At 42.3% G+C, this 20,959-nt stretch carries 17 protein-coding genes and 1 pseudogene; 5 read left to right on the top strand and 13 right to left on the bottom strand.

Annotated elements, in window-relative coordinates; translation table 11 throughout:
- Positions 1-11 precede the first annotated feature (11 nt).
- Positions 12-1,076, bottom strand: coding sequence for a ferredoxin reductase (locus ACWM1W_RS05865; RefSeq protein ID WP_214002318.1), 1,065 nt, complete (start codon positions 1,074-1,076; stop codon positions 12-14).
- A 153-nt stretch (positions 1,077-1,229) separates the two neighbouring features.
- Here ACWM1W_RS05865 and fabR point away from each other — a divergent pair, with 153 nt between their 5' ends.
- Complete coding sequence (gene fabR / locus ACWM1W_RS05860; protein WP_004786319.1) at positions 1,230-1,907, top strand: HTH-type transcriptional repressor FabR; 678 nt, start codon at positions 1,230-1,232, stop codon at positions 1,905-1,907.
- A 46-nt stretch (positions 1,908-1,953) separates the two neighbouring features.
- Here fabR and ACWM1W_RS05855 read toward each other — a convergent pair whose 3' ends face one another.
- The 10 genes and pseudogenes from ACWM1W_RS05855 to ACWM1W_RS05810 form a co-directional block, all read right to left on the bottom strand.
- The gene (locus tag ACWM1W_RS05855) at positions 1,954-2,754 is read right to left on the bottom strand and encodes an alpha/beta fold hydrolase (RefSeq protein WP_214001354.1); all 801 of its coding nucleotides are present in this window, start codon (positions 2,752-2,754) and stop codon (positions 1,954-1,956) included.
- A 128-nt stretch (positions 2,755-2,882) separates the two neighbouring features.
- Positions 2,883-3,149: a PAAR domain-containing protein gene (locus tag ACWM1W_RS05850; protein WP_375725682.1), complete on the bottom strand. Its 267-nt coding sequence runs from the start codon at positions 3,147-3,149 to the stop codon at positions 2,883-2,885.
- Positions 3,150-3,295: 146 nt separating this feature from the next.
- Positions 3,296-6,133, bottom strand: coding sequence for an RNA polymerase-associated protein RapA (gene rapA / locus ACWM1W_RS05845; protein WP_214001356.1), 2,838 nt, complete (start codon positions 6,131-6,133; stop codon positions 3,296-3,298).
- A gap of 143 nt (positions 6,134-6,276) precedes the next feature.
- Positions 6,277-6,873: an RluA family pseudouridine synthase gene (locus tag ACWM1W_RS05840; RefSeq protein WP_286740928.1), complete on the bottom strand. Its 597-nt coding sequence runs from the start codon at positions 6,871-6,873 to the stop codon at positions 6,277-6,279.
- A gap of 178 nt (positions 6,874-7,051) precedes the next feature.
- Complete coding sequence (locus tag ACWM1W_RS05835) at positions 7,052-7,762, bottom strand: phosphopantetheine-binding protein (RefSeq protein WP_214001357.1); 711 nt, start codon at positions 7,760-7,762, stop codon at positions 7,052-7,054.
- A gap of 265 nt (positions 7,763-8,027) precedes the next feature.
- On the bottom strand, positions 8,028-8,267 hold the full coding sequence (locus ACWM1W_RS05830) for a hypothetical protein (RefSeq protein ID WP_228301712.1): 240 nt from the start codon (positions 8,265-8,267) through the stop codon (positions 8,028-8,030).
- Positions 8,268-8,468: 201 nt separating this feature from the next.
- Positions 8,469-8,885, bottom strand: a pseudogene (locus ACWM1W_RS05825) (GlcG/HbpS family heme-binding protein).
- Positions 8,886-9,010: 125 nt separating this feature from the next.
- Complete coding sequence (hemL, locus tag ACWM1W_RS05820) at positions 9,011-10,312, bottom strand: glutamate-1-semialdehyde 2,1-aminomutase (protein WP_214001358.1); 1,302 nt, start codon at positions 10,310-10,312, stop codon at positions 9,011-9,013.
- A 39-nt stretch (positions 10,313-10,351) separates the two neighbouring features.
- Positions 10,352-10,972, bottom strand: a complete 621-nt coding sequence (thiE, locus tag ACWM1W_RS05815) for a thiamine phosphate synthase (RefSeq protein ID WP_004786336.1) — start codon at positions 10,970-10,972, stop codon at positions 10,352-10,354.
- Positions 10,973-11,808: 836 nt separating this feature from the next.
- Positions 11,809-12,192, bottom strand: coding sequence for an Mpo1-like protein (locus tag ACWM1W_RS05810; protein WP_034169975.1), 384 nt, complete (start codon positions 12,190-12,192; stop codon positions 11,809-11,811).
- Positions 12,193-12,525: 333 nt separating this feature from the next.
- On the opposite strand from ACWM1W_RS05810, the gene ACWM1W_RS05805 reads away from it, so the two are divergent.
- Both ACWM1W_RS05805 and ACWM1W_RS05800 read left to right on the top strand, forming a co-directional pair.
- Positions 12,526-13,983, top strand: coding sequence for a CYTH domain-containing protein (locus ACWM1W_RS05805; RefSeq protein WP_034169976.1), 1,458 nt, complete (start codon positions 12,526-12,528; stop codon positions 13,981-13,983).
- A gap of 122 nt (positions 13,984-14,105) precedes the next feature.
- Positions 14,106-15,560, top strand: a complete 1,455-nt coding sequence (locus ACWM1W_RS05800) for a CYTH and CHAD domain-containing protein (RefSeq protein ID WP_005235126.1) — start codon at positions 14,106-14,108, stop codon at positions 15,558-15,560.
- A 19-nt stretch (positions 15,561-15,579) separates the two neighbouring features.
- On the opposite strand, the gene ACWM1W_RS05795 is transcribed toward ACWM1W_RS05800, so the two are convergent.
- The gene (locus tag ACWM1W_RS05795) at positions 15,580-16,212 is read right to left on the bottom strand and encodes a hypothetical protein (RefSeq protein ID WP_004786345.1); all 633 of its coding nucleotides are present in this window, start codon (positions 16,210-16,212) and stop codon (positions 15,580-15,582) included.
- A 110-nt stretch (positions 16,213-16,322) separates the two neighbouring features.
- Here ACWM1W_RS05795 and ACWM1W_RS05790 point away from each other — a divergent pair, with 110 nt between their 5' ends.
- Together ACWM1W_RS05790 and ACWM1W_RS05785 are read left to right on the top strand one after the other, a co-directional pair.
- A complete protein-coding gene (locus ACWM1W_RS05790) occupies positions 16,323-16,718 on the top strand; it encodes a DUF3144 domain-containing protein (RefSeq protein WP_005235124.1) in 396 nt (131 codons plus the stop codon).
- 108 nt (positions 16,719-16,826) lie between these two features.
- Positions 16,827-17,891, top strand: coding sequence for an amidohydrolase family protein (locus ACWM1W_RS05785; RefSeq protein ID WP_005235122.1), 1,065 nt, complete (start codon positions 16,827-16,829; stop codon positions 17,889-17,891).
- Between the two features lie 271 nt (positions 17,892-18,162).
- Here the strand turns inward: ACWM1W_RS05785 and ACWM1W_RS05780 are convergent, their stop codons facing one another.
- Positions 18,163-20,928: a M16 family metallopeptidase gene (locus ACWM1W_RS05780; protein WP_214001359.1), complete on the bottom strand. Its 2,766-nt coding sequence runs from the start codon at positions 20,926-20,928 to the stop codon at positions 18,163-18,165.
- Between the last annotated feature and the right edge of the window lie 31 nt (positions 20,929-20,959).

Here is a 20,959-nt window from a genome sequence, read left to right as displayed (position 1 = left end):
ATAAAACTCGCTTATAAGTCGATGACAAGGTCAGTCTGCGCTGAGTTAACACAAATTTTTAAAAGATTACCTGGCTCGGTATTTTGTGCGCCATTGACCAAATTCTTGGTTGAACCTTCTGCTTTATTACAGGCACATTTATTACAGATGCCCATACGACAGCCATGGGTCGGTCGGATATTCTGCTGTTCCAGACCCACCAGAATCGACTGACCTTTAGGAATCGTGACAATTTTTTTCGATTGAGTCAGGGTTACATTGACAAAACCAGTATCAGCTTCATCATTCAGACTCATGCTGAAAGCTTCACTTTTGAACAGTTTTGCTGAAGCAAACAGTCGTTCTGCAGTCGCAACAAAACCTGATGGTCCACACGCATAGACTGTGCTGTGTTCCAATGCCTGCAATTGATCTAGATAAGATTCATCAAGACGCGGCGCAGCCGGTTGTTCCTGAGTTGCAAATACCTGATAAGAAAAGTTTGAAAACTTTTGTGTCAGCTCTTCAAAACGCGCAATGAAAGCAGCATCCTGATTTTTCTTGACCCAATACCATAAAGTTACTGGTGCAACCAATTCAGCTTTATCATTTAAAGCTTCCAGTATACTCAGCATTGGTGTAATACCACTACCCGCAGCAAGCAAAAGCAATGGGCTGCTCTGTTCTGGCAAAGTCATGTCACCGAAAGGTTGACCGAATTCAATGATATCGCCGACTTCAGCCTGTTCAGCAAACCAGGTGGTAACCTTACCTGCATTCACTTTTTTAACCGTCAATAAAACATGCTGCTGATCAATACGGGTCAGACTATAGCTACGTTCATAACGAATGCCGTTCACCACCACAAATACAGGATGATGCTGGCCCGCCTGACCGAACTGGAATAAATGATTGACACGAATCGTCAGACTCAGCATATCCTGCGCAGCATTTTCTTTGCGCACGATCTTGCCTAAAGGCTGATTCATCGACCATAGAGGATTTAATTTCTGCATCCAGAAATTAATCGCATATGGATCAATCACACTCTCTTTCAGCGTATTTAATGGCGTTTTAAGTTTTTCGAGTACAGGCATCGTTTTAGACATCACCTTGGATTTTTAATTATTATACACTTGTATATATACTTGTATATACATTTGTATTGTTTCTAATCATTTCACAAGCTGGACTGCCTTCGTTATAATGTGTTAATGCCTTTTACTAATCACCTCATGAATGAGCCTTCAATGAAAATAAGCAGTGACGCGTCTTTACCATCGAAAAGCATTGATGAGCCCATTATTGTCCGTAGTGTGGGCCGTAAAGCGACCATTACCAAGGAAGAACTGTTTCAGGCTGCTTTAAACCTGATTGGACCACAAAAAAGTATTTCATCTTTAAGCTTGCGTGAAGTTGCCCGTGAGGCTGGAATTGCTCCGAACAGTTTTTATCGTCATTTTAAAGATATCGATGAACTGGCGATTGAATTGATTGATCGTGCCGGGATTGTGCTGCGTCAGATTCTCAATGAGTCCCGCCTAAAAGCATCGAAACAGAATAGTATTATCCGTAGTTCTGTCGAAGTCTTTATTGCCCAGCTGGATGCTGATGAAGGCAATTTAAGCTTGTTATTACGTGAAGGCTATACCGGTTCAAAATCTTATAAACAGGCAGTCGAACGCCAACTGAACTATTTCCAGCAGGAGCTTCAGGAAGACCTGATCCGTCTGGAACGACTTAATAATAAAAAATTATTTCATCCCGAGATTGCTGCCAGAGCGATTACCCAACTGGTATTTAATATGGGAGCCAATGTGATCGATATGGCACCTGAAGACCGTAAGGAAATTGCGGAACAAACCATGATCATGATTCGCATGATTCTGGAAGGTGCCCGTCATCTGGATCAGTCTCAGATCCGTTAAACCAGCTGAAAAAAAGACTCTTAGTGAGTCTTTTTTATTATAAAGGTTAAAGCTCATTCAATTTAGCTTTAACATGGTTTGCTGTCACTTCTGGATGTTCTAGTGGAAACATATGTCCGCCCTGCACCACTGAATAATCTACCCGATAAACCTTATACATGCCTTGTGGTAAACCTTGCTGATAAAACTGGCTGCGCTCTGCTGTGATTAAATGTATCGGAACCTGTGGTGGTTTTCTTGGTGTACGCCACCACCAGGCCGGTACAGTCCGGAAAATTTCTGCCTCAATCTGTTTCGGAATAGCTAAAGTTACCCCTCCACGCTCTTGATCAGGCACAATCCCGCTTTCAATATAATCCTGAAAACATTGCTCATCAAAATGCTTAAACAGACGATTCGATCTCAGCGCTGCAACGGCGTCCTGTTTAGATGGCCAGTAATCCTTACGTTTTAGGGTAATACCTGCCGGAGTGAAGCGGTCAATACTTTTTAAGTTGAACTTTTTCACGACTTCAAACAATGCACTATTTTTCCCAATTACGAAAGGTGGATCCATGATCACCAGTTTGGAAAATAATTCCGGACGTTGATAGGCTGCCATTAACGTCACTAAACCACCAAATGAATGTCCCAGCCCAATCACCTTTTGATCCGGAGATTGCTGCTGGATATCCTGTATCACTTCATTTACTAGATAACGCCAGTCTTTGGTAATTGGATAGGCTGGATTCATCCCGATCAGCGGAATCGCCTTGACCTGATATTCATCCTGAAAATAATTTAAAAACTTCCGATAGCTTGCCGATGGAATGCCATTGGCATGAGTAAAATGCAAAACCTGTTTCATTATTTTCTTTGATCATTTCTTTATAAAGCCTGATAGAAGCTTAATATTAAAATATGAAATTCCACAGGATCGAATTCACCAATCTATGACCTTTAAGTCACTCCTGGCTTACATCGACATATGGTCCATTATTTTTTAGAAATAGTCAGGTTCTGCATTGGTAAAAAAGTGGCTCCACAACTGGCTTTATCTCCAGCAATGATTACAGCCCTACCTTTGACTATTGTAGATAAATCACTAGCAATTGCAGTAACCGTAGTTTGACACTTGGGACAGTAATGCTTCATGCCATTCAGATGCACTGCCATACCATTAATTAAAAAAGAGCTCTCACACTCAGAGACCATACCGCCATGGCTGGTTTTCGCGCCAATAGTAATCAATGCTTTGGACATGGTATTTTATTTCTTATTCTTAGGTGTGCTGATTTTAAACAATACAGAAAATATCAGCTAGCACGGCCCGACCAAGCACTTAATGAAGATTTAAATTTCAGTCATAAAAAAGCAGCCCGAAAGCCGCTTTTTAATTCATTAGACCTTTATGGCTTAACCACGACCATTACCTGAATTGCTTCAGGTGTTACGGATAAACCTTCTAACAAACTCAAACCTTCTTTCTGCAATTTCTGTAAACGTGCGATTTCATCTTCACGGATACTTGGGTTGAACTGTTTTAAGTAAGTCAGACGGTCAATTTCATACTGCCATTTATTACCATACACTTCTTTAGCCTGCTGCTTGAAGTTTGGTAATGCTGAACGAGCCAATTCCAATGCTTGTTGATAACGCGCTTCAATTACTTCACGGCGCGCTTTCACTACCTGACGGCAGCTATTGCCATCTAAATGATGTAGATATGGTTTCAGGATTTCAGGCGCAATCTTCTGAGACAAGTCCTGACCTTTTTCACTCAGCAATACACGGATCAGCTGTTGTGGCAAGCTTGATGGCAAGTTTAGTGCTTTTGGTGCAACCACATCAACCTTGAACCACACTTCCATCAATACAGAACCTTGTGGTAACGCTGCAGACTTTAAGACTGTAACATTGGTACTACCAAAGCCCTGAGTATTGATCATTTCCATCACGCTTTCAGTGAATGGATGTTCTAGGGTCAAGTACTGTGCATCTTCACGGATTTGAGCCTGGTCACGATAGAAAGTGGCTGTCATGCCCTCTTCATCCAGGGTTAAACCTTGTACCTGCATCTGATCCGTTGGCTTGATGATCACCGTACCATTACTTTGTTCATCAAAATCGATATTGGTCGATGCCATGAAACGCTTCATGAACATTGGCAAGGTGGTATTGTCATCATAGTCTTCAAGCGCATTAACAATTTCCTGTGCCACGACGGGGCGGCAAGAATTGTACTCAAGCAGACGGTCACGACCTTCCTGCAACTCAGCTTCCAGTGCTTCACGTTGTACGCTAACTTCTTCCAGCAGATCTTCAAATTCCTGTCCTTTATCTGCCAGCAGGCAATCTTTCAGAGCAACAATAAAGTTTTCTTGCAGCGTTTGTGCAGTTGGAGAAATGTTGCTGAAAATATTCAGCGCTTCGTTATACCAGCGGAACATACGTTCTTGCGCAGTACCCATCAGATAAGGCACATGAATCTGGATACGGTTTTCCTGACCGATACGGTCCAGACGACCAATACGCTGTTCCAGAACATCCGGGTTGGCTGGCAAATCAAACAGGATCAAGTCAGATGCAAACTGGAAGTTACGGCCTTCTGAACCGATTTCAGAGCACAATAAAATCTGTGCACCATAAGATTCTTCAGCAAAATAAGCAGCTGCCTGGTCACGTTCCAGCAGACTCATGCCCTCATGGAACATGGCAGTACGTATACCTGCATGCAGACGTAATACATTTTCTAGCGCTTCAACCACTGGACCACTACGCGCAATCAGCAATACTTTTTTATGCTTCAGATCAGTACGCAACTTTTCCATCAACCACATTACACGCGGATCAGTTTCCATCCACGAGCCATCGAGTTGAGATTCTTCCGGCCACATTTGCTCACGCAATTTACCATCTTTAGACCAGTTTTCTGGCGCTGGCAATGGTGCTGGCTGACAGTCACGGCCCGGGAAGCCCTGAATTGCCTCACGTGTATTACGGAACAGGATACGGCCCGTACCATGACGGTCTAGCAATTCATGAATCGCACGGAAACGTTGCTCTGGGGTATCTTCAATCGCATGACCAAGCAGGCTTTCAATCGCAGTGAAATGCTCTGCTTCAAGTGGCAGATCTGACATCAACACTTCAGCGATTTTAGCGGTATGCTGATACTGCTCTTCTTCATCCAGGAAACGGTCCAATGAACTGAAACGTTGCGGATCAAGTAAACGTAGACGTGCAAAGTGAGATTCTACACCGAGCTGTTCTGGTGTTGCAGTCAATAACAATACGCCCGGTGTTTTCTCTGCCAGCTCTTCGACCAGATCATAACGGTCATTGCCACCTTCTTCCTCAGACCACATCAGGTGATGCGCTTCATCGACAACCAACAGATCAAAGCCCGCTTCAATCGCCTGTTCGCGCAGATCTTCGTGATCCACCATCAAGTCCACAGAAGCAATAATGCGCTGCTCAGTCAGGAACGGATTTAGATCAGGATCATGCTCTTTAATCGAGGCAGTACGCGCCAGATCAAATAGAGAGAATTCAAGATTGAAACGACGACGCATCTCAATCATCCACTGATATTGCAGTGAATCTGGAACCAAGATCAGGATACGTTCAGAACGGCCAGTTTTAAGTTGCTGATGAATGATCAGACCAGCTTCAATGGTTTTACCCAAGCCAACTTCATCCGCCAGTAAAACACGCGGTGCAAAACGCTGACCGACTTCATGTGCGATATACAACTGGTGTGGAATCAGACCTACACGCGAACCGACCAAGCCACGCAATGGACTGGTTTGCATATTGGCTTGCATCAGCAAGGCTTCAATACGCAGGTCATACCACTCTTTATAGTCAATCTGGCTGGCCAGTAAACGGTCTAAAGGTTTAGACAACTGGATCGTTGCGCCTACACGGGTTTCATTTAAAGCTTTACGTTCTTCTGTGCCATCTTCAAGAGTACGGACCACGTGATAACGCACTACGCCATTGCGATCTTCAACTGACTCAACGGTCCAGATCGTACCTTCCTGATCTTGCAGCTCGTCATTTGCATTAAATACGATACGAGATAAGGGTGCGTTACTGCGAGCATAGACGCGAGTTTCATCGCTTTTTGGGAATAAAATGCTGACCGATCGCTCATCAACATCAATGAGAACCCCTAAACCGAGTTCTGTTTCAGTATCTGATAACCAACGTTGACCAATAGCAAATTGCTGCAATTTTTCCACCTTTATCTTAAGTACAAGATTATGAATATCATGCTCAATCACGAAACGTCATTTGAGCAAAATTTCACACCTTCAAGCAATGTATTTTGACATAAAGCCCACTAAAAAGTGAGCATAATTCACGTCGATTAAACAAGTATTTCCTAGAATTCAGCCGGACAATTAAATTCAACTAACTGTTGTGTTTTAGGATGATAAAAACTTAAACGCTCAGCATGTAAGCATAGACGCGGACTAAGCTGTTGCTGCTCTGGCGTTGCATATAAGGTATCGCCAATAATCGGATGTCCGAGATATTGCATATGTACACGGAGTTGATGTGAACGACCGGTAATCGGGGTCAGTTTCACCCGGGTCACAGCTTGCCCCTGAATTTCAAAATGTTCGATGGCCTGCCATTCTGTAATAGCCGGCTTATTATGATTCGGTTCAGCAATATGCAGTGGTGGACGGCTTGGATCATAAATGACAGGCACATCAACTGTACCCTTGCCTTCTAATGTTCCAGCCACGATGGCCTGATAGGTTTTATCGGTTTGGCGTTCCTGGAACTGGCGGGAGATGGATTTTTGCCCTTCACGGCTTAAGGCAAATACTAAGATACCGGAAGTATCTCGATCCAGACGGTGGATCAGTAAAGTTTTAGGTTCTAATTTGATGAGGCGATTGATCAGGCAATCTTGTAAATCTTCTGTTTTACCGGGCACTGTGAGTAAGCCTGCAGGCTTATGGATGACCATAAAATCTTCATCACGATGTATCAGATGTTCGGTTAGAAAATTACTCAAAGTTCAATCCCACGCTGATCGCGAAAAACAAGGCGGCCATAATAGAAAGCTTGAGTGATAATTACAATGCGCATTTATGTAAATGGCGATGAAATTTCCGATTATTTTAAGAAAATTACCCAATTACCGATCATCGACGTGCAGATTGCATTACGAAGCTCACTAAATCATGTAATGACGGGTGTTCCAGCACATCTTCATAACGTAGATCAGCACCATGCGCACGCCATGTGCCAACCAGACTCACTACCGCAACCGAGTCCAGTCCATACTGTTTTAAGTCAGCATAAGGATCAATTTCCAGCGCATCCATATCCAGCTGTTCAGCTACTGCTAACATGATGCCTTTGGTTGACAATACATATTCTGACGACGCACTCAGGTTCCACAATCGGGTCAGACTATAGCTGTTCATATGATGCAAACCTTGTGCCGATATATTCTCAATCCACTGGATATGCTGTTCCTGACTAGGCATCAAAATTGCATCATTAATTATGCAAATTTGCTCTGTCACACTTTGCAGATGTGGCAGGATCTGTTTCAGCATCGGTGTAATCTGTCCGGCGAAAATCAGTTGTGAATGAGTTGAAGCATATTCTCCAAGTTGCTGCATACCTTGCATTAAATCATCGCCATACAAATCAACGATTGGAATATCGAGTGCTTTGGCTTTATTACTGATCTGGATCAGATGAGTTATCAGGTCGCTGTCTTGTATGCCCTGCTGCATACGCAAGTTTTGCAATCCGACTAAAACCAAAACAGATTCATTTGATGTAAGCTGCCATTTGGCTTGAGATGGCGCGAGTTGGATTTTTTTGGGCATGGGGTACAGCATGGGAAGCTCTTATAAATACAAAATAGCATGATGATTCATGCTATTTTAGTTTAGCATCGATTTGAAAAACACTTTGATTTTACAGACGTTTATTGTTCTAATTTCGTATAACCGCCATTATGTTAAATAAAATTTATAAAAGGAAAAGTGAGCTTAAATTTCTCTGAGACATGTGGGTTGTTCTTTAGGTATTCAATGGATTGTTCTTGCGTAGAAATAGGGTCAAAAATATCTATTCCCCTTAGATAAGAAATGCCTTCTAACGCTATTTTTCTGTTTTTGATAGTCCAGAGCTTGGCACAAATCCAATAACTAAATGAATCTTCGCTAATGAGTCTTCGAAATCTATAAGATCAAACATATAAAGTGGTATTTCATCTTGATTTAAATCGTTAATACAAAGCTCAACCCATTGCCTAAACTCATTTAAATTAATTGCTTCTGAAAATAGACACCCAATAGCAAATCCAAGATCAGAACTTTCTTCTTTATATATTTTCCACATACTTAAATTTTTCTAAAATTAACATAATACGCGTTATACGAAATTATTTTGATTTCCTTTTTAAATCATAATTTTATTGTATATAGACAAGCCCTCTCACTAGCGATTGGGCTTTTTAGTTGATATTTCACGTTCCACGCTTCATTTTGGAACATCGTTGGATGATTTTATTAAATTGAGCTGATCAATTTCTATTTTGGATTAGCTTTGCTTAGCCAAAAACTCCTCAATCTCCTGCTGTGCAATCTCAGCATCTTGGAAAGACTTCACTCCAGAAACACCCATCGCACCAACCAACTGACCCTGATACAGAATCGGCTCACCACCTTCTAACATCCCAGAAAAAGTATCCATCGTCATAAAGCCCATTTGCCCACCTTTGATAATATCTTCAAACAGCTTGGACGGACGGCGACTAATGGCAGAACATCTTGCTTTTTCCAGACACATGTTTGCTGTCATCGGTGATGCACCATCCATACGCTTCATTGCCAGTAAATTACCAGTTTCATCGACCACTGCAATACTGACATTAAAACCCTACTTTAACGCATATTCATAGGCCTGATTTAATAAGAACTCAGCATCGCTTAAGGTCAAATAATGTTTGGTTTTCATCAAGATTTTCCTAATTTTTAATATGAATCTCCCCCTAGCCCCCTCTTTTAAAAGAGGGGGAACTTAAATTTTTAAGCTTAAGATTTCCCTCCTTTTCCAAAGAAGGGTTAGGGGGGATTAAAAACTTAAGCTTTCATTTCCGCAAAAGTTTCTTTAGCCGCTTGAATCGTAAATTCAATATCTTCATCACTATGCGCAGCTGAAATAAATCCTGCTTCAAATGCAGATGGAGCCAGGTTCACACCACGACTTAACATGCCATGAAAGAATTTTTTGAAGGCTTCAACATCACACTTCAGCATTGAATCAAAGCTGGTGATGTCTTCCTGATCCGTGAAGTACAGGCCAAACATACCGCCCACTTGTTGAGTCTTGAATGAAATACCAGCTTCATCCGCTGCTGCTTGTAAGCCTGCAAGCAGTTTTTCCAGTTGAGCATTCAGTTTTTCATAAAAACCTGGCTCACGCAGATGTTTAAACATCTCGATGCCGGCACGCATTGCTAGCGGGTTACCCGACAAGGTACCTGCCTGATACACGTTACCTAGTGGCGCGATGCATTCCATCACTTCACGCTTACCGCCAAAAGCACCGACTGGCAACCCTGCACCAATAATTTTACCCAAAGTGGTTAAATCAGGAGTCACGCCATAATGTGCTTGAGCACCACCGAGACCCACGCGGAAGCCTGTCATCACTTCATCGATAATGAAGACTGAACCATGTTCGTCACAGACATCACGAATAGCTTGTAGAAAACCATCAATCGGTTTCACCAGATTCATGTTCCCTGCTACTGGCTCAACAATCACACCCGCAATTTCAGATCCAAACTTGGCAAAGCATTCTTTTAAAGTAGCGATGTCGTTATACGGAAGGGTTAAAGTATGTTTGGCAAAATCAGCAGGTACACCCGCTGAAGTTGCTTCACCTTCGCCTTTAGTTAGCAGGCCAGAACCTGCTTTTACCAGCAACGAGTCAGAGTGACCGTGATAACAACCTTCAAATTTTACGATTTTGTCACGTCCGGTATAACCACGCGCCAAGCGGATCGCAGTCATCGTTGCTTCAGTACCGGAATTGGTCATGCGCACCAACTCAATCGACGGCATGATGTCGCAAATGATATCTGCCAGAGTCGTTTCATGCACGGTTGGTGCACCAAAGCTTAATCCATCTACTGCTGCATCTTGCACCGCTTTAATAATCTCAGGATGTGCATGACCCAGAATCATTGGACCCCATGAACCCACATAGTCCACATAGCGCTTGCCATCGACATCGTACAGATAAGCACCTTGGGCTTTCTCGATAAAGATAGGCGTACCACCCACGCCATTGAAGGCACGTACAGGTGAGTTGACGCCACCCGGAATATGTTTATTGGCTTGTTTAAATAGTTGTTCTTGCTTTGGAGATAAACTCATGAGAATCACTCAACTCAAAAATACAATAAGAAATAAAAATTAAGCTTGTTCAGCAAACAGTTCCGACCAATCATACACACGTTGACCAACAGTCGACATTGAGCGACCCAATACATCACTAATGACTGCACAAAGGTCGGCGCCGGCTTCAATGACTTCTTTGCCGTTTTCCACCGTCAAACCGCCAATAGCACAAATCGGTACATTTAATTTACTTTTGGCCTGTTTTAAGGTTTCCAGACCAATATTACCTGCTTCTGGCTTGGTATCAGTCGCATAGATCGCGCCAAAGGCCACATAATTAGCCCCATCAGCAATGGCTTGTTCAGCAAGCTCAAGTGAATTATTACAACTGCGGCCAATCAATACATTTTTGGGCAAACGTTCAACAGCTTCCTGAATTGAGCCATCATCCTGACCCAAATGCACGCCTACGCCATATTTTACTGCAGTTTCTAAATCGTCATTAATCACAAATGGAACTTTGTACTGTTCGCACATTTGTTTCATATATTCGATTTCGTAAGCCTGATCTTCTTTCGCTACTTTTTTACGACGATACTGAAGTACCGCAACTTCATAAGTCGCCATTGCACCTTCAAGTTTTGCCAAGAGAAGTTCAATAGGATCATCATTGGTAATTAAATACAAACCGCGCATGACTGCCGCCATTCAAAATACATACGCTATTATAGGCATAAATGGGCGAGTTTCCCCATCCTAAACACTGAATAATACCCAATTCAGGTATTAGATTATTATTTGTACTTTTTATACAGGTGATTGATCAATATCCCTATTTTCAGTGATAGGCGGCTGCGAGAATTTACGTTTTAATGGTTTTATAACAATAATGATAAAGTGTTAATGCTTACGCGCTCCGACAAACGCTTTTAGGATTTTGCAGATAACTTAGTGGAGAAGTTGCAAAATTCTGAAAGCGATTTTTTTATGTCCGAATTTTACAATTCCTGTTTATAAAATTGTTCGAATACCATTAGTCAAAAAACTCAAAGAAAACTTCAAAATACCCAATTTCAGGGATAGGTTTACACCCATTAAAGGATTTAAATAAGTTTGAACACAACAAATAAATAGAAAAGCAAAAGCTGTGTTTTATCTACCAGATCCTTTCTAGCTTTGGGTAAACCGTTAATGAGGAGACGTGTCAAAGCTAGAAAGGGTCGACCCATCTAAGCAAAAACCGACCATCTTATCTTTCGAACTTGCCTCATTCATCTCGTGAATATTTTCGAAATCATTCAGATAAATTAAAAATACGTCAATGCACATCTTTCTATTTTTTTAAATATAAAAAAAGCCCGGAGAAGGTCACTCCAGGCTTGGAAAACTGATTTATTCAGTGACTTATACTCTTTGATAAAATACTGAATAGGTAATAAAACAATTAATAGAATAATAACTCTACACTTGCAAGTGTTTTTATCGTTTTTATTGCAATACTTAAGCATAAATCCGATAAAACGTCATAAGCCCTAACTTGGAGTTTTGTCGTGCTTACGATCGACCAAGCTCAGGTTACCACGTAATACATCAGCAAACATACGCCAGTCTGAAATAAAACTGTAAAGCGGCTGTTTAAAGCTGGCCGGTTTATTCTTTTCAAAAATGAAATGACCAATCCAGGCACAGGCATAACCTGAGAGTAGTCCATAGGCCACATATTTGGCTTTACGCTGACGAAGGGCTTTGCTAAAAAAATATAAACCGATACTGCTGCCTGCGACATGCAAGCGGCGACTCATGATATGGCGATGCTCAGTCAGATAAAACCGGTAAAATTCATGATAGTCACGAATCGGCATTTGTGAAGAAGTCAGTACTGCAATCTCATTGCTCGGCTGCACCTGTGCATTCATTATCATCATCCTAATCTTTTTTCTTCACCTTAGCGCATAATTTAGGCAATTAAAAGTACCTTTATTTTCATGCAATTCTGTACCTGAATTTGGCTTAGATATTGAATTGTCATGCTTTCAGCAAAAACTGGTGAATGAGATCAGCATGTTAATTTTTCCATTTCCATTTTTTTCAATCGGTCAAGTCTTACATCAGATTGGTTTTTCGTTACAATCAGCCGCTCAAAAGTCTAAAAAATATTTCCGTTTCATATCGGAATTTCATGCAAGCGAATAAAAATTCAATTTGTTTTTTAATATTTTTCAATAAATTGAATAGACAGGATGATTATCATGGTTGAAGTTGAACTCAAGTTCCAGATTCCCGCGGCACGCCGTACTGCCCTGCTTAAGGCACTTGATCCCAAGAAATCTCAACAGATCCAGCTTCAAGCCAAATACTATGATACTGCAGACCGTCAACTGGCCCAGCATGGAATTGCCCTACGTCAGCGATTAGAAGGCAGTCGTTGGGTTCAGACGTTAAAAGCGGCAGGTAAAAGCCACATTGAACGTTTCGAGCATAATCATGATCTAGGTGAATTAGAATATTCTCCTGAGCTGGACCTGAGTATTTACAAGCAGTCTGCTGAAGCGCAAACCTTGCTTAATCGTGCTTTAGGTGATCAGTTTGACCTGCTGCAACTGCAGTTTGAAACCGATATTGCCCGTACCTTGCGCGTGATTGAATATGAAAATACGTCAATCGAAGTCAGCTTGGATATCGGCTGTATTCGCACGCCTCATGCTGAACAGGAAGTGCATGAGGTTGAATTCGAGTTAAAGCATGGCTCAATTCAGGATTTGCTGGCCTTTAGTTTTGAATGGGTCAAAAAATATCAGCTGTGGCTGGATGTACGTAGTAAGGCTGAAATTGGGAATTTGTTAGCAACTAATCAGAGCGTGAGTCCCGCTACTTTTGCCAAAGAATTCCAGATCAGCAAAAAAGATAGTGCGGGTAAAAACCTGTGTCATCTGGTGGCCCAGCAAATGCAGCATCTATTGCCCAATATCGCGGCAATCTCCGCGCAAGTGGCAGAACAGCAACATATTGATCAGGCACAACAGGCCTTAGATCATCTCTATCTGACCCTACTTTTGTTTAAAGATTGGCATCCTCAAGTTTCAGACAAATGGGCGCATCAGCTTGCCGCATTTAAACACCAGTTTGAACATCTGCAACATTTACAGCACATGCAAAACACTCTGGCTGGTTTCCTGCAAAATCCTACAACCGCAGAGAACCTGACTAAAGATATCCTTTATGCCAAAGAGAAGCTGGGCAATCTGGTGAAGTCCACCCAGAATGTGCATCACTATCTGGAATTGCTGGTCTTTAGCTTAAGTACAGATGAAGCTAAGTCGCAGGAATTGAAATCTGCAGCGCAAACTACCTTGCAGCAACAATACAAAGTCTTGCAAGAACAGATGAACCAGACTGATATTACCAATTTTGAAAGTCTGGATCAGCTAGCAATTCGCATTCAGGAATTAAAATTCAGCTTCCCGATTTTGACCACAATTTATGATGTCAAAAACCTGCAAAAATACAGCAAGGCTTTAAATGATGCACAGCAGGCAGCTAATGAATATCAGACGCTAGCCTCTTCTGCAGTCTATATTCAACAGACCGAGCTGGAAGCCAGTGACTGGTTTGTGCTGGGTTGGTTGACCGCAAAACAGGAAGTCTATGCACAAAAATTACTGGAAGCGACAGAACAGTTTCTGGTCAGCCGCAAATTCCTTAAATAAGTATTTAACTGACTTTCAAAGCACGCTACGGCGTGCTTTTTTTGTTGCACAAGCACATCACACCACTTTCGTTGTTTGGTCTATATTGATTGTTATGAGCTTCATCGAGAAGGAATGGCCCGATGGCAGAAATCGAACTCAAATTCCAGATTCCGCAAAGTATACGTCACCAATTCGAACAAGATTTTCAGCAGTACGGGCCGACTCGACATCATTTATGTGCCAAATACTTTGATACTGCCGATCAGCAGTTACAGCAGCACAAAATTGCACTCCGGCAGCGTCTGGAAGATCAGCAATGGTTTCAGACCTTAAAAGCACCGAGCCAGCATCAGTTTGAACGCTTTGAACTAGAAGAAGCATTGGATACTGCACCGGATAGGTGTGATTTAAAAGTTTATAGCAAGCATAAACAAGCTCGGAAGATTCTAAAACAGGCACTTCACACCCTAGATACGACTCTGTCTCTACAATTTGAAACTGATGTAGAGAGGGATCTTTGGGTTAAAGATTACCGAGGAAGTCAGATTGAAATTGCACTAGATAGAGGTGAGATTCGTTCTAAGGGCCAAACTTTGGATATTTATGAAGTCGAATTTGAGCTTAAAAGTGGCAGACTTAGTGACCTAATTGATTTTGTTAAACCTTGGATTCAACGCTATCAGTTATGGCTGGATGTACGCAGCAAATCTGAACGTGGTTATGCCCTGTTGAATAATAAAACTGATCTTCCGGTCCAGCATCAGACAACCTTAGAGCTCGCAGCTAAAGACGATATTCATCATATCTTGCAAAAAATTATCAGCAACTGTCTGACTCACTTGTTTCCTAATGCGACGGCGATTGCGCTAGAGAATTACAATAGTGACCATGTGCACCAGGCCCGCGTCGCTATCCGGCGTTTACGCAGTGCCTTAAAAATCTTCCAGCCCTATCATCAGGATTTGCCAGAGGAATGGCAGGATCAGTTACGAAATATCTTCCAGCAATTGGGTTCTACCCGGGATCGCGATGCTTTGGCTGAAAGTCTGCTTCCTCAGCTAGAAGCGGCAGGTTCACCAGTATTGCAATTACCTCCAGCCCAACAGGATCAGACAGATATTAGCCAATTATTCAAAGAGTCCACCACGATGGAGCTGATACTGGAGCTATTACGTTTTAGTCAGGATCAGAGTGAAAAACAGCAAAAGTCCTCCCATAAAATCCTGTGTAAAGGACTGAGTAAACTGCACCAGAAAGTCTGTGCAGATGCAGAGAGTTATCAGGAACTGGATATTGAATCGCGCCATCGCACCCGCAAGCGGGTTAAACGCTTGCGTTATAATGTGGAATTTCTGCAAAGTCTGTTTCCTGAAAAGGAAGTTAAAAGATATCTGAAAGCGCTAAAACCCTTACAGGAAACTTTGGGTCATTATAATGACCTGTTTGTCGCAGAAAGCCTGTATAGACCTTATGCCAAAAAACACTCCAAGGCATGGTTTGTCATCGGGTGGCTTACTGCAGAACAGCAGCATCTGTCGAAACAGGCTGCCGAGCAGTTACAGAAATTTTCTCACACCAAACCATTCTGGCAATAGATAAATAGGCAAAATCGCTCTAGCGATATTTGCCGTACACTTTCCAGGTATTGTTATCGGCTAATGGATCGCTATAACTATCGCTGCGCTGCTTACGCGGCTTATCACGGGCATCAACCAGCTCAAAATGTGGTTCAACACTCAGGACGATTCCATTCACATAAAATCGAGTCCGAGTGTATTCACTTTGACCATGCTGGAACACATAAGTACGCAGATCTACAAATTCACGATGTGCCACCAAAGCCGCCGTCTCATCACTGTCTAGCCAGCGTTGCATGGCCTGAATCTGTTCCGGTTCAAATTGTCCACATTTTTCAATCAGGCTGGCAATACCACGAAAGGTCTTGGATTCTTTAGCACGGGTTTTATTAATCCGGATGCGGTCTACATGAAAATAGAATAAAGGCAAATTCAAATGACTTGGCAAATGAATCGCATCCAGGACTTCATCTTCCATAAAAGGCTGAAACAGATCCTGTGCCCTTTCAATCAGACCCAGCCATTGCTTGTAATATTCTTCGACCTGCGACTTGGTGCCATAATAAATTGGCAATCCTTCAACATTAGCCAGATTTGCCGGTGGCCAGATATTCTGGCGCAATAAGGCAATATCACTTTTCAGGCTCTGTACCGCAATTGCATCTTGCATGAGATTCACATTTTTATTGCTTAGGCTATTTTTAGATTAAGGCAAAGGTTTAGTTTCTGCAAGGCTTTGCCTATAATTAGTGATTAAGATTTTATTATCAGGAAAAATTCATGGTTCAAAAGATTGAAGCAACCGATGTAACCGAAGAAGAAGCGTTAAATGCTGCATTCTTTGAACGTGCTGATGAATTTATTAAACAGGCCAACGAATTTAGCCGTATAGAAAAAGGCTCTCAGGAAAACCCGGCAGAAAAACGTGGTCAAGTCAGCGCCGCAATGCTGTTTGGTACTGCCCGCTTTAATACTTGGGTCGCTGCCAACAATTTCAAAGATGGCAACGAGATGCGCGACGCTAAAGATCAGGTCATGTCTTATATCTTGCAGCAATTTCAGATGATGCTGGAAGATAACTATGATGAATACTGTGAGCAGTTTGAAAACTATTTACGTTTCCGTCGTAATGAAGAGTTTCATGCCAACAAGCATCAACACGACCACGATCATTAATGAAAGCCCTACGGGGCTTTTTTTAAATCTTTGATTTTTAATTTGACTTTAATGCTGCATTTATCCTATAAAAAAATGAATAAAAATTAAACGACGACCACAAATATCATGCAGCAACTGCCCTTTCCGATTATAGATCCGCATATTCATCAATGGGACCCTTATACCACACCGCATGCCGCAGCCTCTGCCGTAAAATTATTTGGCAAACATCCAAAACTGCTGGACAAGATGGTGCGACTGATCAAGCCCAAAGCGGTGATCGATACCATTGGTCTAACCGAACATCTGACCGCACCTTATCTACCTGAAAATTATAAACGTGACATCGGTCATTATCAGGTGGAACAGATTGTTCATATAGAAGCAAGCTGGCATGAGCATAAAGGTACTGGTGTGGTTAATGAAACCAGGTTTATTGCCGGACTGCCTTTTGCTGAACAGAGTATTCAGCTAGGCGGCATTGTGGCCACAGCTGAACCTCGTCAAAAAAACTTTAAACAGCTGCTGCAATTGCATCAGGAAGTTTCGCCTAAACGACGTGGTATTCGTAAAATGGCATCGTTCCATGCCGATAAAGGCATTCATGCTTGGACCGATGAACCGCATTTATACTGCAACAAGAAATTTCTGAAAGGATTTGAGGAATTAGCCAAAGCCAATTTAAGTTTTGATGCCTGGGTTTATTCTACCCAAATTTCTGATGTGGCCCATCTGGCCAAAACATTTCCTGAAACACCAATTGTGCTGGATCACTTGGGCACACCTGCCGGCATCTTTGGTAAAGTCGGTATAGCGACAGGACAAACAGCACAGCAGCGAGACTATATTTTTCAGACCTGGAAAGAAGACCTGGCTGAACTGGCAAAATGCCCGAGTGTATATAGCAAAATCTCCGGTCTGTTTATGCCTGTACTCGGTCACCGTTTTCATTTAGATCGAAAACTGGCAAAAAAAGATGAACTGATTCAGCTCGCGACTCCGCTAATCCAACATGCCTTACAATGTTTCTGTAAAGATCGCATCATGTTTGCTTCTAATTTCCCGATGGATCGTGTCAGCACAGATCTGGTCACCATCATTGATGCCTTTAGCGATATTGTGCAGAACTATGACGAACATGCTGTAAAGCCGGTTTTTTATGAGAATGCGAAACGCTTTTATCGCTTATAGAAGTCTTATTGGGTAAAACTGAATCAACAAGTAGATTAAAATTTTTCATGGTCATAGATACGCGGAAACGTCATCCGCAATTGTTTGAGGCAGGACTACATCGTAAGAAGATGGCTTCTATAATAAATTTATTTCGTGAAGGTGGTGGACGAGTTTTGCAAATGACAAATGGTTTTGGCTACTTTTGCCGAAACAAAAGTAGCCATATAGACATCTAAACACTGATTCAAAATGAAAAGATACCGTCATTGGCTTATAAAAATTATGGAGTTTATTTCACCGCTTTCCCATACTGATCCGCCATGACTTCAACCAGTTGATCCGGTTTAACATATTTTTTGATAACGGCATCGACATCTGCCTTGGTCAGCTTGGCAATGGCCTGATCGCGTTTTTCCCGATAAATCAGATTACGATCCTTTTCAAGTTGTGGGATCAGCATGCTGTGAATACGACGATCATCTTCCAGTGCAGTGACGCGCTGTTTCAAAATCGTGGCTTTCGCTGCTTCAACTTCCTGCTCGGTTACTCCTTTGGCCAAAAGTTCATTCAATACCTTATGCACAGCTTGGGACACCTGTGCTGATCGGCCAGGCGTATAATTCGCCTGAATGCCTAATGCACCTGAGTCAATCCATTCATCATACTGAGCATTGGCACTGAAACCATAAACCAGCGCATTTTTCTCACGCAGTTCCTGTGCTAAACGTGAAGACAACTGTGAATCACCTAGAATGTGTCGGAATACCAGCATGGCAGGCAAATCTACATGTTCTGCACCGACAGGAAATGTCATGACAGCCTGATAATGACCGAACTCACGCTGTTCAGACAACGCATGGATTTTCTGTGCCGGATAAACTGTATATTGACCACTTAAGAGCTCATAAGGCTGCTTAGCTTTCCAGCTCGCAAAGTTATTTTTGAGGACTTTACTTACGGACTTCGGATTAAATTCCCCGGTCACTGCGATCTGGGCATGATGGGTATTAAAGAACTGTCGATATAACGCTACGACCTGTTCACGAGTAGCAGCTTGAATCTGTTTTTTTGCTAGTTCAGGTTCAAAATGATAGCGAAGGTCACCCGGCTGATAAATCTCGGTCGCGCGAGACATAGTCAGGCCTGCCACCATATTGGGCTCAGTATAAGGACGGTCTAACGCAGACAGGCTTTGTCCTTTAATCAGGTCAAACTGGCTCTGCTCAAAGGCCGGTTTATTGAGCACATCCAGCACATACTGGAAAAATTCTTCAAACTTCTCTTTTTTGGCACTGATCTGAATGCTCATGCCATTTTCAGAGGAACTGGCCGTGGCTGAACCACCAGACTCAATAATTTTATCGGCAATCTGTTGCAAGCTCTGGGTTTCAGAAGAACGCAGCAATAAGTAAGCTGTCAGATCCAGAACCTCGCCTTTATTGAACAAACTTTGTGCCGTGCCAAAATTAAGTGCAATAGTGGCATAAACTTTGTCATCCTGAGTCTGGGTCGGGAATAAAGCGTATTTAATGCCATTCTTCAGTTTGCCCCGTTGAATCTGCTTGTCCTTAGCCTGTAAATATTGCTTGGACTGCACCACATACTGCTTTACTTCTGCCTGATAGACACTGACATCTTTCAGCGGTTCTGCTGCTTCAGCCTGCTGGTCCAGAGTTTGAGCCGGCACTTCAGTCTGGGTCAGCTCCTGTGCTTTTTTCTGATCTTCTGGTGTCGGCAAGATATTGCCAGAAATACGATATTCTGGCTTAAAGAATGCCTTATACACCTGATTGATCTGATTGACATCCAGCTTTTCTATGGCTTGCAGATCTTTAAAATACTGGCTCCAGTCACCTGAATAAGCCACTACATATTCACTTAAACGCGAACCTAAAGCGGTTGCGCTATTTTTAATATTGTCCGCCTGGTTTCGGGTTAGACTTTTAGCCCGGTTTAATTCAGTTTCGTTAAATGGCTGGCTCTGCTCTACACCCTGAATCAGGCCCTGCTCAACCTGCTTGACTTGATGATTTGGCGCATAGATGGCACCCATAAACACCAGATTAAAATCTTTATCCAGCCAGGTCATAGACTGCACTGTAGTGGTCTTACCCGTCTCGACCAGACTTTGATACAGGTGTCCGCTAGGTTGCAATGTATATAAGATTGGAGACATGGCCAGCGTGGTTTTAATACTTTCTTCTGACTGGTTCAGATAAATATTAAATTTGGCCAGATCACTACCCTTTTGCACGGTAAATTCACGCTGTTTGATCTGTTCAGGTTTTAGCGCAGGCACTTTTACCGCTTCAGGCACTTTGCGGGACTGGATCGGGCTAAAATGGGTATCAATCTGCTTCAGCACTTCTGCCTTATTAAATTTGCCCGAAATAATCATGAGGGCATTATTCGGTGCATACCAATGGCGATAAAACTGGTTCAGCTCCTGCATCTTGATCGATTGCAGTTCGTTCAAATCGCCAATCGGTAATCGTCCCAGATATTGATTGCCATAAGCTGATTTAAACACCTGATCCATCAGCACGGAAAATGGCTGATCCAGACGGATTTCACGCTCACGCTTCACGATATCAATTTCAGTTGGCACATACTTTTCTTGCAGGACAAGCTTATCCATACGTTCAGCTTCAAGGAAAATTACTTCATTGACCGCAGTCTGCTCAGGACGAATCACATTGGTATATTTGGTTGAGTAATAGTCAGTACTGGCATTGGTCATTAAGGTATATTGATCCAGACGGCGCTGAAACTCATCTCCCTTTACATTTTCCGTGCCTTTAAATGCCAAATGTTCAAGCAGATGTGCCAGACCACCTTTGCCTTGCGGATCATTCAGTGAACCGGTCAGATAAACCGTATTCATAAACACTTTATTTTCTTTATCATTGGGCGCAAGAATAATTCTTAAGCCATTTTCCAGTCGATATTCTTCGATATTCTGTTCTGTTTTCACCAATACCGGCTGTGCAAAACTGGCCGCTGTCCAGGTAGATAATAAAATCGCCAAGCTCAAACGTTTAAAGCGTATTTGCATTGTTCATCCAAATTTTTAAGTGTGAATTTTT

Source organism: Acinetobacter sp. TW_SC_4, assembly GCF_054861205.1.
Note: the sequence above shows the minus strand (reverse complement) of the source record. Positions and strands in the feature narration are given on the sequence as shown.